Here is a 13,748-nt window from a genome sequence, read left to right as displayed (position 1 = left end):
ACGAGTGGTGGCAGATCTAATCAATCTTGGCCGTCCACGGAACGCCATTCGAGCTTGCGAAGTACCGCACGTGTATCCCAAGCGCAGATGCCGAGTGGACGTGACAGATTGACCTCGGGGCGAATCGATAGCTCATGACCTTTGAGCTGTTTTTTGATCACGAGTTGATCGTTGATCCAAACGGAAACCGAGTTGCTCTGGACCCGAATCCGAATGCGGTACCAAGTATTGCGTTTGAACGCCATGCTTCGTTGAGTGTCGTTTTCCGAGGCGTCCTCACCGTCGATGCTCGAAAGTCCCACGACCGCGCCGCCCCAGCCGCCCACGACGAGTGTCAGATGTTTGGTTTGGACAGGAAAAGTAAGTCCACAAAAGAAATCGGTCCCTTCCTGCCGTTTTGCCTCCAGACGAATCTCATAATTGTCTTTGGGGAATTCTTTATCGTAAGTGATCCCTGTCAAGGAGGAGCCGAAATCCAAGTTGATTTGCTCGTCTTCAACGTAGACATCTCCTTCACCACCGAATTTGGTGATTTTCCAATCGGTGAGATCCTTACGGTTAAACAGGGGTCGCCACTCGTCCGATCGCGCTGTCGCCCCTGGTTCGGCAGCAATCGCTCCCGGCACTGTGAGAAATACGAGCAGTTGAGCGATTGTGGTTTGCCAAAGCAGACGTCCAATCTGAGGCCGGTTTAACATTCAAACATCCCAAAATAGGCGAGAGGAATGGTCAACGAAGATTGGGATTATTGTAAGCCTTGTGTCCGACAAATGCTCATTGGTTTTGATGCCACGCACGGAACCAATGGCAAAATTCGTCTATGCCTTGCTCGATTGGAACTTTAGGAGAGTATCCGAGGAGTTGTTCAGCCTTTGTTAAATCGGCGAATGTCACAGGCAGATCTTCTGGCCGTTCAGGTTGTCGATCAATCTGAGCCTTTTTTCCCAGGGAGTTTTCGATCATTTCAATGATTTGTCTTATTTCAACGGGGTGGCTATGTCCGAGATTGAATGTTTCGCCGTCGATACCGTCGGTATACAAGGCGGATTTCAAGCCAAAGCAAATATCACTTACATGGGTGTAGTCTCGGCGGATGGTGCCATCGCCAAACAATGGGAAAGTCTTTCCGTTTTCAATTGCATCGGCAAAGATTGTCAGCGCAAGATCGGGACGAAGTCGGGGGCCATACACGCTGAAGGGGCGGAGGCACACAACGGGAACTTGGTGAAGCTGGTGATACGTAAGTCCCATCAGTTCTGCTGCTCTTTTGGAGGAGCCGTAGGGACTCGCGGGAATTCCCAACGGGGCGTCTTCGCGAAACGGAATCGCTGCACCGCAGCCATAAACCGTTGATGATGAAATCAGCAAGAATCGTTTCACGGGATGCTTGCGTGCTGCTTCGAGTAGCGAAAGAGTTCCGCCGACGTTGGACTGTTCGTAAATGAATGGATTTTCGACGCTGTATCTCACACCCGCGTAGGCCCCAAGATGAACAATTCGATCGATATCGTGCGCCTTCAACAGCTGACAGTTCGCTTCAAAATCACAAAAATCACCTTCAATTATCTTGATGCGTTCATGAGTATCGATGCTGGCGGCGTTTGACCGTTTGAGCTGAGGATCGTAATAATCGTTGAAATTGTCCAGGCAAACAATTTGCTCCGTTGTTTCAGCGACCATTAGCTCCGCCAGGTGGCTGCCGACGAAACCAGCTCCACCAGTAATTAATATTGCCATTCGATTAATACTTTCGTAGCCGAAACAGAGGATTACTAGGTCTGAAAACCGAAGTCAGGTTTAACGAATCAATAATTTGGAGTGGGTGGGCGATAGGCTGCCAAGTCGATCATGTTGAACCATTCAATGGTCTTAGCTAATCCGGCTTCCAATGCGACTGTTGGATTCCAATCAAGTTTTTCACGTGCCAAGCTAATATCTGGCCTACGACGAGTTGGATCATCGGTGGGGAGTGGTCGATGCACGAGTTTTGATTCTGATTTCGTCTGCTTGATCACCTGTTGAGCAAGCTGCAAGATGGTGTATTCAACCGGATTGCCAAGGTTGACAGGGCCCGTGAATCCCTTTGGCGCATTCATCATACGAATGATGCCATCCACGAGATCGTCTCGGTAACAGAATGAACGCGTCTGACTGCCATCGCCGAAGATGGTGATATCTTCATGATTTAACGCTTGTCTGATGAAGTTCGAGATTACTCGACCATCGAAGGGATGCATCATAGGGCCGTAAGTGTTGAAGATTCTCACGATGCGTGAATCGACACGATTCATTCGGTGATAATCCATGAAGAGGGTTTCTGCTGCTCGTTTACCTTCGTCGTAGCAAGCCCGAGGACCGATTGGATTGACGTTTCCTCGATAGCTTTCGGGTTGAGGGTGAATTTCAGGATCACCATAGACTTCGCTCGTGGAGGCTTGTAGTACCTTCGCGTCACATCGCTTTGCCATCCCCAAAACATTGATCGCGCCCAAAACGGAGGTTTTGATTGTTTTGATCGCATTGTACTGGTAATGTCCAGGTGCAGCGGGACAAGCCAAGTTGTAGATTTGATCGACTTCTAACCAGAGTGGGATCGTGATGTCGTGTCGAATCAGTTCAAAATTCGGTTTGTCCAAAAGATGCTTCACATTTTTCTTTTGGCTCGTGAAGAAATTGTCCAGGCAAATGACGTCATGTCCTTCACCAACCAAGCGGTCACAGAGGTGAGATCCGAGAAATCCGGCTCCTCCGGTAACAAGGACTCGTTGAATCAAGGCCACGGCGATCGATTCCTGGAGAGAATTAAGGGAAAGGTAGTCCGATTTCCACGAGCTGGCGGGAAATACAGAATTATAGCTTGTTACCAAGGTAGCACTTGGAGCCGAAATGAGGAATCTGAGTCTTGTCGAGTTACGTCGTCGTACGGAGAATCCAACAGATCTGTATCGGGTTTTGTGGCAGCTTATCGAGCAGATTCCGATTGGAAGCGTGTCCACCTACGGGGAATTAGCTCAGACGTTGGGAGATCGCGTTGCCACTCGTTGGGTGGGAAAAGTTCTTCTAACCATGAGCACACTAATCTCTGCCATTGCCACCGGATTGTGCGGGTCTCAGGCGGACGGGGTAAGTTTATCACGGGAGAACCAGAGCAAAAAAAGAAGCAGCTTTCCGGCGAAGGTGTCCTGATCCACGACTCTCGTGTTGATCTAAGCAGGCACTAATTTAATGATTTTGACTCGAAAGGCCCATTCAGGAAGCGACGTGCTCTCCAAGAGGAGATCATTCAGGGAGCGACTTGTCAGTCGGATCTCCCACCGTCTATTTTTGCCGGAGTTGACATTTCCTAGGTCGGTGATGTGGGATTTGCAACCGATGTCGAGGTCGATCCGGATACGGGCTTGGTGGGGTGGTCCCGGACGGTTTCCAAGCAAATTCGGTATCCTTATCTGAGCTCTGATCTGGCCTTTCGAGAGTTGCCTTTGTTATTGATGTTGATTGATGAGGTTAGCAACGACCACGGGTTAGCCGATGTACGGGTTGTTGATGGGAGCGGAATTGCACATCCGCGAACGGCGGGAATTGCAACGATGTTAGGGGCGGTGGCTCAGATATTACCTATCGGAGTTACCAAGAAGCTGCTATTCGGATCAGTCGATACGAAAAGTGCTGAAGTCTGTTCGATGCGAGAAATTCGCGTTTGCAAAAAGAAATTAGGCTATGCGGCATTGACCGCTTCGCGAAATCGGAAGCCCGTTTTTATTTCACCCGGTTTTGGCCTGTCCGTGTCGCAAGTGCAGCAGCTTATCAAACCGTTTTTGGAACGCTGCCCCACACCGGATCCGATCTATTGGGCTGACCGAATTAGCCGACAAGCCGCTAAGAACAGTACCCTGACTAAGCCTTAACGATCTTGTCTCGGCCTTGGGTCACATTCTTGGTCGCATTTCGAGTGTCGACCACAAGTTGGGCATGCTGAACAATCGACGTGTAATCGTAGGCGGAATGATCTGTTGCGATCAGAATGCAATCCTGAGCGCTGACGTATTCTGCGGTTAACGCCTGGCTGTCCAAAGCAGGCACGTCGAAACTACGCATCGCTGGGAGTGATGCGATGTGAGGGTCATTGTAGGTGAGTAGGGCTCCGCCTTCGGCGAGTAGTTCGATCAATTTGAACGATGGACTCTCACGCGGATCATCGACGTCTTTCTTGTAAGCCACACCGAGCACAGCGATTTTACTACCGCGAATGGGTTTCGCGCGCGCATTCAACGCTTCTGCCACACGATTGATGACGTGTTTTGGCATCGAGGCGTTGATTTCTCCCGCTAACTCAATGAATCGTGTTGAAAGTTCATGTTTACGTGCCAACCAACTGAGGTAGAACGGGTCGATCGGAATACAATGTCCCCCCAACCCGGGCCCTGGGTAAAAAGCTTGAAAACCAAATGGTTTCGTTTTCGCGGCGTCGATGACCTCCCAAATATCCACGTCCAGCCTTGTGAAAAGCACCTTCAGCTCGTTGACCATGGCGATATTGACTGAACGGTAGGTGTTTTCAAGTATCTTACAAGCCTCGGCGATTTCGCAATTCGAGACCGGGACGGTTTTTACAACCGCTCTGGAGTACAGCTCCTGTGCGATTTTCAGGCTGTCAGCATCGATTCCGCCTACGACTTTTGGGATCGTGGTTGCTGAGAAGTTTGGGTTGCCTGGGTCTTCGCGTTCTGGACTGTAGGCAAGAAAGAAATCCTTTCCGGCCTCAAGGTTAGATTCCTGTAAGATCGGCAGCACCACGTCACGGGTGGTGCCTGGGTAAGTTGTGCTCTCCAAAATTACAATCTGACCTCGACGCAGCGTTTTGGCAATGAATCGCGTCGTCGATTCGACATAAGAAAGGTCCGGATCCCGACTGTCACTCAGCGGAGTGGGAACACAAATCAGCAATGTGTCTGCTTCCCCGAGACGACTCATGTCGGCTGTTGGAATGAATTGTTCATTGTCGACGCAGGCGCGAATCCACTCGCCCGGCAGATGCTTGATGTAACTCTGACCTGCTCGCAGTTTCTCCACTTTTGAGGCATCAACATCAAAGCCCATCGTGCGAAAGCCAGAATGGACGAAGGCATTGACAAGAGGAAGGCCGACGTAGCCGAGACCGACAATTCCAACCGTTGCTGTCTTTTTCTGGATCGATGCAAGCAGCTTTTCATTCGTGGCTGTCGCTAACATGTTTGAGGTTCTCGACTGGACAGAGATTGTAGGACTTGAGTATTGTCGGAAATAACTTGGCACTTGGCCAGGAAGTGTATCAGATTATTTCATGGAGATCGCCATGAGTTTTCAGCCACTGAAAGCGGTTGTTGTTTTTCTTTTGTTTTTTTCGTCTTCGGTGCTAGCGGAAGATTTCGCGATCGAAACGGAAATCTTTGTGGCGGGGCAAAATGGAGTGCAAGCCAGCAATCTAACGATCTTCAAAGATGCCATGGTCTACGACTTCTCCATGGTTCCAGAGCATGCCGTCACCATCTTCGATCCAACGGCCAAGCGATTTACCGTCGCTGATTCCCAAGATCGAATTCAAGCTTCACTGACAGTCGAAGAATTAATCCGATTTGTCGCTGCCACACAGACTCGGGCTGCTGGTCTCGACATCGAATTGATCCGTTTCGCGGCGAACCCGGATTTCGACGTGGAATTCGACGAATCCAATGGAGATCTCCAGTTAAGTAGCCCGCTGTGGATCTATCGGGTTCAGACGATGCGTGCCTCGGACTCTCAACTTAAACGCTACAACGAATTTGCGAAATGGTTTACTCAACTTAATGCCCTATTTCGTCCGCTGCCTCCAAATATCCGAATGCGGCTCAATGAGGAGCTTGAGAAACGAGGGCGGCTGCCGACTCGCGTTGCCGTTGAGATCAAAAAGAACGGTAAGGTGATTGTCAGCCAGCAGAGCCGTCATCGACTCTTGACCCAACTCTCGTCCGAGCAGGCGAATCGGCTGTCCCAATGGCAAATCGAACGAGGTAGCTACCAGCTGATCCCCTTTTTAGAATATCAGACCAAACAGTTGCCGATCGCCAAAGGCCGCAGTGGCCGTGAAAAACGTTAGTAATTGGCTGTAGGCCATCGCCTTTAACGTTGCCTGAGATTCAAACATTAATGAATCCTTAAAATGACGGGTCCCGTCGACCTGGGGTTACAAATTCCCCAGATGGAAGATTGGTAGTTTCGCAATTACTTTTCCCAAGCTGCCGATACTTAGTCTTGCTGACACGTTGTTGTCGTTCATTGCGTGACAGCATTGTACGGTTCCCCCAAGCCCACGCCGACGATTTGGCGATCCCCCAGCAACTCCACCTCAGTTGCTTTTTCTGTTTCGACCTTGTTTCCACCACCCCCTGGTATTCAGCGGTCGCACTTTGCTTCGGGTGCCTACCTTTCGATGAGTTTACGCATTTTTCAGCGTTAAAGCCTAAAGGAGTTAGTCTAGCTGATGATCGCGAATCGACCTCCAGATTTAAATCTTCAGAGTCTTAAGGACTACATTTATCAAACGCTTTGTGAACATGAAAAACTGGAAATAGGCGTGTTTCCGATGACTGAACGCGTGTTGCGACGTCGAACCGAGCCTTGCGGAATCTACTTCTGCTTGCACGGCCCGAGGAGTGTCAAATTCACGGCGATTTGGGAAACGGATCGAAACACCGTGCTTTTCTACGGGTCAACTGGCGAACGCTTCCATAAGCTGCGTTTAGCCCAGGCTCCCGCACTGAAGGTGACGGAATCCACCAACTAACGAGGCGGTGCCCATTGAAGGGTGTCCCTTGGATACACGGAGATAACAGTGAAATGCTCGTTCTTTCGCGGAAAAAAAGCGAGAAGATCAAGTTAGGTGACTCGATCGAAATTACCGTGGTTCGTGTGAGCGGAAACAAAGTTCGAATAGGAATTCGAGCTCCAACCGACGTATCGGTCCTGAGGCAGGAGTTGTCGGTGGCGGATTCTCCGACGGGAGACCCCTAAGAGGTTGATGAGTTTTGTGCAGACAAATAAAAAACGGGGTCCTTCTCAATACGGATCCCGTTTTTCTCGTTATCTGACGTCTTGCAGACGTACTGACCCAGAGCGTGCATCCATTTACTCTCGAGGGCGAACGGCTCCGGTCAAGCCGCTATAGTCGGACCGATCTTCCATGTGCCATAAGGGGTCCCCGGATTCCACTCGTCGACGTAAGATATCGATCTTTGCGGCGGAGCCGGCCGGGGCCTCCGTCGCTTCGAACTCTTCCGACTTAAGCGGTGCAAAATCTTCATCGTGGCCATATTTTAGGATGGCCTCAAAAACGTTCCGAACCTTCTGAGAGTGCATTTGTGCTTCTTTTAACCTCCACTCAATTCATCTGAACCGAAAACACGAAAAAAATAGATCGCTTTCACTAGCTGAAGGAAGATGTGGCCGAACCCTAAGCTAGATGCAGCGTTACAACTTATCAGACCCTATCACTCGCGGTGGGTGCTCGCCGACGAAGGCCAAGCAGGTCGAGCGGGAAAGCACGTGATTATTCCCTCGCCACTTCAAAAGTCAACGTTTTAGTAAGATAATCGCCTAAGTTTTGCAAACTTAGAAGTTTCGTCAGTCCAATCGATAGGATTCCTGAACCTCGGTAACCTAGGTCGACTGCACTGGACACTTGGGATGGGCCACGCGGTTTGACTGTAATGTCCCTCTCTCAGATTGTTTTTGGCTGTTGGAGTACTGTTGAATGATCTGGTCGCAAGCCAACGTCACGTTACCTCCTTTTTCTCGTGGCTTTCACTTGATTACAGGGCCCGTCTGCGCCGCGCTACCCGATTTACAACGAATCCAGACTGGCTTGCTTCACGTTTTTATCAAGCATACGTCCGCTTCGTTAACGATCAATGAGAACGCTGATCCTGACGTACGGGTCGACCTGGAGATGGCGATCTCAAAGATCGCGCCCGAAAATTTTCCATATGTGCACACGATGGAGGGCCCCGATGACATGCCAGCTCATGTTAAGAGCTCTTTGCTGGGAAACTCACTGTGTTTACCCATCTCAGGCGGTGGGCTCAATTTGGGCACGTGGCAGGGCATTTACCTCTGTGAGCATCGTGATCGAGGTGGACCCCGTAAGATTGTGGTGACCGCTTTTGGTGCTGCGGAGCCTTCGGCAGCCTGAGCGCGCCGTCTAAGCTGGGGACGCATAAAGTTCGTCGATCCAACATTCAATTAGCGTCGCTAGATTTGCATTGGCATCCACTTCGCCGAGGGCCAGCAGACAGCGGTCGATGCGGTTTTGGACGGATTCAGTCAGGGAGTCAGAAAGCGGGCTCGCCACTTGTTCCAACCGTCCCTGCGATGGGGGTGGAGCGTCAACGGTTTGGAATAGTTGGTGGCGAAAGACCATTAGGAAGAGCCGAATCACGTGTCTCAATCGCTGGCGCCTCTTGGGTGCCTCTTTGCCTGCCCCATCGACAAAGGAGCTCACCACTTTTGCGAGAGAAACCGAATCGATGTCGCTGTCCTGACCGATGGTTGTCCAGAGTTCTTCACGAAAGTCGCTTAAAGCTTGATCGGAGAATTCAATTGCTTGATCGAGGCTTCCCTCACTCAGGTAAGAAAGTTCGGCGGCTTGGTTCGCATCTGTGGCTAGGTTTTGGTTAACCAAGTACTGTTGGATGAACGAATGTTCCAGGGGTCGGAAGCGAATGGTTTGGCAGCGCGAACGAATCGTTGGCAGTTGAGTTTGTTCACTGGTACCGATCAGAATCAGCACCGCATTGGGGGGAGGTTCTTCCAACGTCTTGAGCAAGCAATTTGCGCCTTCGTGGTTGAGGTGGTCGGCGTCGTCGATGATGGCAATCCGCCGGTTCCCCTGTGACGGTTTTAAGGAGATCCGATGACAGAGTCCTTCCTGATTGCGATGTTCGCGATCTCCAATAAAGGTCTTGATTGGGATAAAGGATTTATCGGACGGTTTTCCAACCACTTCCACGTCCGGGTGGGATTCGGCTTCAATTTGAACGCAAGAATTGCATGCGAGGCATGGTTGGAATTTTGCTTCTTCACTCTGTTCGCAAAGCAACGCCTGGGCCAGCCGACGGGCAAATAATCGTTTGCCGATGCCCGATCGACCTACGAACAAAAAAGTACTTGCCAGTCGACCTCGGAACAGACTCGTACGAAAGCGATCCACAACTTCATCATGACCTTCGACTCCGCACCAGCTCACGGTGTATCTCCTGCCTTAATGGGCTGGCCGGCAGCTGACCGGATGCGGGCTTGGACTTCTTGCGGTGATGCGGCGGCATCAATGATCACAATGTCGGATCGGTCTTGAGCTTCGGCCAGAAAACCATTGCGGACTCGAGTCAAGAAGGGCTCACCACGACCTTCAACGCGATCAGGTTCCCCCACCCGTCTTCCGGCAGCCACCTGTGGCGGCAGGTCAAGCACGTAGGTAATGGCTGGCAGGATCGTATCGGTTGCAACGTCACCGACCTGCCAGATCTGTTTTGGATCCATTCCTCCGGCGTGGCCTTGGTAAACCACATTTGCGAGCAAGTAACGATCGGCGATCACCGTTTTGCCAGCATTCAATGCGGGTCGGATGATTTCTTCCACGAGTTGGGCTCGGGCCGACATGTAAAGAAACATTTCAGCCCGCATGTCGATGCGTGTGTCGGAATGCGATAGCAACAGCTTCCGGATCTCTTCTCCCAAAGCCGTTGTACCCGGGTCACGGCAGAGCACGACGTCATGGCCGAGTTCGAGCAGCCAATCGTGAAACAATTGGATTTGAGTCGTCTTGCCGGCTCCATCGACCCCGTCGAAACAATAGAATGGCCTGGACATGCTGAAGAATTCTCCGAAGAAGGCTTGGCGGCCCTATTGTACGAATCTGTTGACGTTGCAGCTAGGAGCAGCACGGTCAGCGCTGCAGATTCCACTGATCGGTGGAATACTTGGTTTCCGCCAGCCGGCGAGTTTCCTCTGCAGGCCAATCCAATAGTGGGCCATCGCAGGCCCATGCTTTTTTCAATGCCTGAGACAAGTAGTCCCTTTCGACGCTCAGATTCGTCAGGAAATGGCGATGTGACCTTTGTTCTCGGTAGGCAGGCTGCCGGGGCGGCATCTTCAGGCACATGCTAATCGCAGGAATGGATGCGCCGTAGAGCAACGTGCCATGGTAGAGGACGGCTTCCCGTTTACATCGAAGGCTGTTTCCAGAGCATTTTTTCTCGCCCACGGTCAGGTCGCTGGTTCCCGAGACGTCAACTTTGATTGATGCTTGAGCTAACGCAGTTCGCAGGTGACCAAGCACGTATTGATGAATTTGGTCGACGACTGACAGCTGCGGGCGGGCCACTGTACTGAGCACTACCGCGTACATCAGACAGCCAGGGCCAATCATGACGGAAGCCCCACCGCTGCAGCGCCGCTGGATGGCCACCTGATTTGCTTGGCAATAGTCACGATTCACCTCCTCTTCCACCCGCGACGCGCGACCAATGATGGCCGCCGGCTGGTTGGACTCCCAGAGGCGAAAAACCTCGGCTTGGGAGCCTCGAGCGACAGCCCGATCAAGCAACGCCTCGTCCAACGCGAGATTTTCGGCCACAGTTGGCATGGTGAGATCGAGTACTTTCATGGCACCTTTTTATGAGGAATTAGACCGCTTGGGTACCATGCCCAGCTCGAGTTAAGGTGGAAGGAGGCCCGCGCGGGGCTTCTGGCGGTGGCTTGACCATTTCTCTGGCCGGTCCAATACTGGTTTGATTGCGGCCTTCTGCTTACCCGCCCCTCTGCCCGTCCGAATTATCAGAAGAGGATCGTCATGTCGGAAAATGAAACCCCAGATTCTGGCGATCCCGGGCCAGCCGGTACTGTTGACGCTGATGACCAACTGCCGCCGGTCAGCCCGCCGACCGCCGGTTTTTTGATGCAACTGTTCATCGTGCCCATGGTGATCGTTATCATCATCGTCATGGTTTGTTTGATGTTCAATTGGTTGGCCCATTTGGGAACTCGGCCGGAAGATTTGGTGGATGATCTCGAAAGACTGAATCCGGGAAGCTGGCAAAAAGCATTGACGATTGCGAATTACCTCTGTGATCCGAATCAGTCTGAGTTGCGTCAAAATCAACTCATGGCAGATCGGCTTGCTGAGGTTCTCGACAAGCAGATGGAAGTGGGTGCCATGAGCGACGAGCAGATTCAGTTGCGCGTCTACCTTTGTCGAGCGTTGGGCGTTTTCGAAGTCGACAATGGCATGCCGGCGCTTATCACCGCCGCATCGACGCAACGCGATCCCAAGGAACTCGAAGTGCGCCTAGCAGCGCTCGAGGCTCTGGCAACACTCGCGGATGGGGTTCCCGATGGAAAAAAATTGATGCGCGGAAATCCCAAGTTGATAAAAACCATCGATGCGGCTGCGAGAGAATTTGATGAAACCGGTTTGGAGAAGCAGGCCAACGCGGAACTGCGCCAACGGGCTGCCTACGCTTTGGGAGTGATTGGTGGCGAACAATGCCAAGACACGTTGGCTAAGATGACCTCTGATCCGGAGTGGGCTGTTCGATTTAATGCGGCCACTGGCTTAGCCCGCAATGGAGATGCCCGTGGTGTCGATCAATTGATTGCCATGTTGCGGCCAGCCGATTTGACGGGCGTTGACGGCCAACCGCTTGATCCTGCGACATCGTTTTCGATTGTTCGAAACGGCTTGCGAGCGATCATGCAACTGAACGACGTCAACTCGACCGCTGATCTATCGGCACTTCAAGTTGCCGTGCAGCAGCTCGTCGACAAGGATCCGCAAGGTGCCATTGGCGTGGATGCAAAAGTAACCCTGCAAGCTTTGAAGGCTCGTAACGTGGCCACACTGCGACGAAATGCGAAGCAAAACGTTTGTTGCGCCCGAGCGATGAAGCGGTCCCGGTGCGCCGACTGGCCGGTGGGCGAGGCTGCTTGAATTAGCCCCCAGGAGAGCTCTCGTCGCTTTGTGCCGATTGTAACGGTCAGTTAAAGTTGTGTCGCAACCTGTCTATGCTGTCAGGGTTTACGTCGCAGAAATGAGCAAAATGCATTCTTGCTAGCGACAAGCCGCGGAAAGAATTCTAAGATTGCTAAACCGTTGCGTTCGTTTCACTTCGCAACAGTTCGGCCCGCTTGAGCCGGCAAAAGCGCTTGATGAAACGAGCAACTTCATTCACATTCGTTATTAGGTTGTTCCAACTGATGCGCAGCGAGACACGCCGACTCGTCAGGTATCGAAGTGAAAATCAGTAAACTGACTTTAACTCGAGTCACATTCGTACGTCTTCCTTTCTGGACCGGATATTCGCAATGAAAAAGGTCGCATTCACTACGGCACTCAGCCTGATTTTGGGCTTGAGTCATTCTCTTTCGGCGCAAGTCTCCTGTGAGACCTATCGCCTTGTTCCACAAACGATTTATGAGGAACGTCCAGTTACCACCTATCGACTCGAGACGGAAACTCTGATCGAAGAACGGCCGGTGACCACTTACCGACCCGTTTGGGAAACCCAGATGCGGCAACGGTCCTACACGGTTTTAAAGCCCGTTTCGGAAACGAGTACGCGCGAGGAACGGTATACGGTGCTCAAGCCCGTCTACGAAACAGAATTTCGCGAAGAGACCATTCAGAAAACTCATTACGTTACCGAAACGACGATGCGGGAGGAGCGACGCGTTGTCATGAAGCCGGTAACGGAAACTTCGACTCGTGAGGAACGACGTACCGTGATGCGTCCGGTCACAGAAACCCAAATGCGGGACGAGTCCTACACGACACTTCGACCTGTAACCACTTCATCGACTCAGTGGGTCAACCAAGGCGGCTATGTGAATCAGTACGTTTACCAGCCGGGTGCGACGCGAACGCGTGTAAGGTGGAGGCCTCGTACCGTCTACGTGAATCCAACTACCGGATTGGAAACGGTTCAGCGTCGCGGATTGTATTGGGTACCTCAGCAGCAACGGGGCACCTACCAGGTTCAGCAAAATTATGTGTCGAGCCTCGTACCACAGACTGTTCAGCAGACAAACTACTTGCCGGAAACCGTAAGTCGTAAAGTTCCAGTCGAGGTGACGCGCTACGAGCCGACCGTTGAAGTACGCAGAATTCCCGTTTCGACCACTCGGATGGAACGCGAAGAACAGCGACGGATGGTTCCCGAAACAGTTCAACGACCTGTTGTTGAGCAGGTGGTTCGCAAAGTGCCCGTGCAACGGCTTCGTTGGGAGCGTCAGGAAGTTGTGCGAAAGATTCCTGTCACGACCATGCGTTATGAACGGGAGTTACGGCAGGAAGACTATTCCGTCAAGGTTCGTAAGTGGGTCAAGGAAGAGCGAGTTGAAAAGATTCGCAAAAACGTGTCTCGCTGGGTTCCGCATCAAAGTACCCAAACCGTCGCTCGGACGATTGTTTCCCGAGTGCCCATTGATGGGCCATCGGGGGCGACCGTCACCGAACGAATTGTGATCACTGAAGAGTCGATTGCCAAAAAGGGCACCGAGGCCAAGCCGCCAACAACGGGGCAGGAGAAGTTAGATCGCCCAAGAATTGACAAAGACTTGGAAATTGAGATCGAAGAATTTAGTGAGCCAGATCCTCCCAGTAAAAACTCCCCGTGACGGCCCTCGTGACGCAAAAATCAGGTGTGATCAAGCCCAACGACACAATCGAGTGATTGTGTCGT

The 13,748-nt window shown here is 51.8% G+C and carries 16 protein-coding genes; 8 read left to right on the top strand and 8 right to left on the bottom strand.

All coding sequences use genetic code 11. The features are described from left to right. Positions 1–20 precede the first annotated feature (20 nt). The 3 genes from P8N76_21180 to P8N76_21170 form a co-directional block, all read right to left on the bottom strand. Positions 21–698: a DUF1080 domain-containing protein gene (locus P8N76_21180; GenBank protein ID MDG2384197.1), complete on the bottom strand. Its 678-nt coding sequence runs from the start codon at positions 696–698 to the stop codon at positions 21–23. Between the two features lie 76 nt (positions 699–774). Beyond that, positions 775–1,737 carry a GDP-mannose 4,6-dehydratase gene (locus tag P8N76_21175; GenBank protein MDG2384196.1) on the bottom strand — a complete coding sequence of 321 codons (963 nt, stop codon included), beginning with the start codon at positions 1,735–1,737 and terminating at the stop codon, positions 775–777. Between the two features lie 68 nt (positions 1,738–1,805). Continuing rightward, positions 1,806–2,774, bottom strand: coding sequence for an SDR family oxidoreductase (locus tag P8N76_21170; GenBank protein MDG2384195.1), 969 nt, complete (start codon positions 2,772–2,774; stop codon positions 1,806–1,808). 112 nt (positions 2,775–2,886) lie between these two features. On the opposite strand from P8N76_21170, the gene P8N76_21165 reads away from it, so the two are divergent. Both P8N76_21165 and P8N76_21160 read left to right on the top strand, forming a co-directional pair. Further along, complete coding sequence (locus tag P8N76_21165) at positions 2,887–3,186, top strand: MGMT family protein (GenBank protein MDG2384194.1); 300 nt, start codon at positions 2,887–2,889, stop codon at positions 3,184–3,186. A 170-nt stretch (positions 3,187–3,356) separates the two neighbouring features. Then, positions 3,357–3,905, top strand: coding sequence for an endonuclease V (locus P8N76_21160; GenBank protein MDG2384193.1), 549 nt, complete (start codon positions 3,357–3,359; stop codon positions 3,903–3,905). Here the strand turns inward: P8N76_21160 and P8N76_21155 are convergent. Then, positions 3,895–5,229, bottom strand: a complete 1,335-nt coding sequence (locus P8N76_21155; protein ID MDG2384192.1) for a nucleotide sugar dehydrogenase — start codon at positions 5,227–5,229, stop codon at positions 3,895–3,897. The genes P8N76_21160 and P8N76_21155 overlap by 11 nt on opposite strands. Positions 5,230–5,332: 103 nt before the next feature. Between P8N76_21155 and P8N76_21150 the strand changes: the two genes are divergently transcribed. The 3 genes from P8N76_21150 (at position 5,333) to P8N76_21140 (ending at position 7,026) form a co-directional block, all read left to right on the top strand. Further along, entirely contained in the window at positions 5,333–6,112 is a 780-nt protein-coding gene (locus P8N76_21150; GenBank protein ID MDG2384191.1) for a hypothetical protein, read from the top strand. A gap of 384 nt (positions 6,113–6,496) precedes the next feature. Beyond that, positions 6,497–6,799 carry a hypothetical protein gene (locus P8N76_21145; protein MDG2384190.1) on the top strand — a complete coding sequence of 101 codons (303 nt, stop codon included), beginning with the start codon at positions 6,497–6,499 and terminating at the stop codon, positions 6,797–6,799. A gap of 53 nt (positions 6,800–6,852) precedes the next feature. Continuing rightward, complete coding sequence (locus tag P8N76_21140) at positions 6,853–7,026, top strand: carbon storage regulator (GenBank protein ID MDG2384189.1); 174 nt, start codon at positions 6,853–6,855, stop codon at positions 7,024–7,026. Between the two features lie 114 nt (positions 7,027–7,140). Here the strand turns inward: P8N76_21140 and P8N76_21135 are convergent, their stop codons facing one another. After that, complete coding sequence (locus P8N76_21135; protein ID MDG2384188.1) at positions 7,141–7,371, bottom strand: hypothetical protein; 231 nt, start codon at positions 7,369–7,371, stop codon at positions 7,141–7,143. Positions 7,372–7,765: 394 nt separating this feature from the next. Between P8N76_21135 and P8N76_21130 the strand changes: the two genes are divergently transcribed. After that, the gene (locus P8N76_21130; GenBank protein ID MDG2384187.1) at positions 7,766–8,203 is read left to right on the top strand and encodes a secondary thiamine-phosphate synthase enzyme YjbQ; all 438 of its coding nucleotides are present in this window, start codon (positions 7,766–7,768) and stop codon (positions 8,201–8,203) included. A 9-nt stretch (positions 8,204–8,212) separates the two neighbouring features. On the opposite strand, the gene P8N76_21125 is transcribed toward P8N76_21130, so the two are convergent. The 3 genes from P8N76_21125 to P8N76_21115 form a co-directional block, all read right to left on the bottom strand. Then, positions 8,213–9,256, bottom strand: a complete 1,044-nt coding sequence (locus P8N76_21125) for a DNA polymerase III subunit (protein MDG2384186.1) — start codon at positions 9,254–9,256, stop codon at positions 8,213–8,215. Then, positions 9,253–9,879, bottom strand: a complete 627-nt coding sequence (tmk, locus tag P8N76_21120; protein MDG2384185.1) for a dTMP kinase — start codon at positions 9,877–9,879, stop codon at positions 9,253–9,255. Before tmk ends, P8N76_21125 begins: the two co-directional genes overlap by 4 nt. 76 nt (positions 9,880–9,955) lie before the next feature. Beyond that, entirely contained in the window at positions 9,956–10,675 is a 720-nt protein-coding gene (locus P8N76_21115) for a lipoate--protein ligase family protein (GenBank protein MDG2384184.1), read from the bottom strand. 186 nt (positions 10,676–10,861) lie between these two features. Here P8N76_21115 and P8N76_21110 point away from each other — a divergent pair, with 186 nt between their 5' ends. Both P8N76_21110 and P8N76_21105 read left to right on the top strand, forming a co-directional pair. Further along, positions 10,862–11,998, top strand: coding sequence for a HEAT repeat domain-containing protein (locus P8N76_21110; GenBank protein MDG2384183.1), 1,137 nt, complete (start codon positions 10,862–10,864; stop codon positions 11,996–11,998). A gap of 374 nt (positions 11,999–12,372) precedes the next feature. Continuing rightward, positions 12,373–13,683: a hypothetical protein gene (locus tag P8N76_21105; GenBank protein ID MDG2384182.1), complete on the top strand. Its 1,311-nt coding sequence runs from the start codon at positions 12,373–12,375 to the stop codon at positions 13,681–13,683. Positions 13,684–13,748 lie beyond the last annotated feature (65 nt).

The sequence above is a fragment of the Pirellulaceae bacterium genome, from assembly GCA_029243025.1.
Taxonomy (GTDB): Bacteria; Planctomycetota; Planctomycetia; order Pirellulales; family Pirellulaceae.
This window is presented reverse-complemented; position numbering and strand designations above follow the sequence as displayed.

Coding starts and splice junctions, on each gene's coding strand:
- P8N76_21155 (MDG2384192.1), bottom strand. CDS start 5,229: ATGTTAGCGACAGCCACGAATGAAAAGCTGCTTGCATCGATCCAGAAA.
- P8N76_21150 (MDG2384191.1), top strand. CDS start 5,333: ATGAGTTTTCAGCCACTGAAAGCGGTTGTTGTTTTTCTTTTGTTTTTT.
- P8N76_21110 (MDG2384183.1), top strand. CDS start 10,862: ATGTCGGAAAATGAAACCCCAGATTCTGGCGATCCCGGGCCAGCCGGT.
- P8N76_21145 (MDG2384190.1), top strand. CDS start 6,497: ATGATCGCGAATCGACCTCCAGATTTAAATCTTCAGAGTCTTAAGGAC.
- P8N76_21115 (MDG2384184.1), bottom strand. CDS start 10,675: ATGAAAGTACTCGATCTCACCATGCCAACTGTGGCCGAAAATCTCGCG.
- tmk (MDG2384185.1), bottom strand. CDS start 9,879: ATGTCCAGGCCATTCTATTGTTTCGACGGGGTCGATGGAGCCGGCAAG.
- P8N76_21130 (MDG2384187.1), top strand. CDS start 7,766: ATGATCTGGTCGCAAGCCAACGTCACGTTACCTCCTTTTTCTCGTGGC.
- P8N76_21175 (MDG2384196.1), bottom strand. CDS start 1,737: ATGGCAATATTAATTACTGGTGGAGCTGGTTTCGTCGGCAGCCACCTG.
- P8N76_21165 (MDG2384194.1), top strand. CDS start 2,887: ATGAGGAATCTGAGTCTTGTCGAGTTACGTCGTCGTACGGAGAATCCA.
- P8N76_21105 (MDG2384182.1), top strand. CDS start 12,373: ATGAAAAAGGTCGCATTCACTACGGCACTCAGCCTGATTTTGGGCTTG.
- P8N76_21180 (MDG2384197.1), bottom strand. CDS start 698: ATGTTAAACCGGCCTCAGATTGGACGTCTGCTTTGGCAAACCACAATC.
- P8N76_21135 (MDG2384188.1), bottom strand. CDS start 7,371: ATGCACTCTCAGAAGGTTCGGAACGTTTTTGAGGCCATCCTAAAATAT.
- P8N76_21140 (MDG2384189.1), top strand. CDS start 6,853: ATGCTCGTTCTTTCGCGGAAAAAAAGCGAGAAGATCAAGTTAGGTGAC.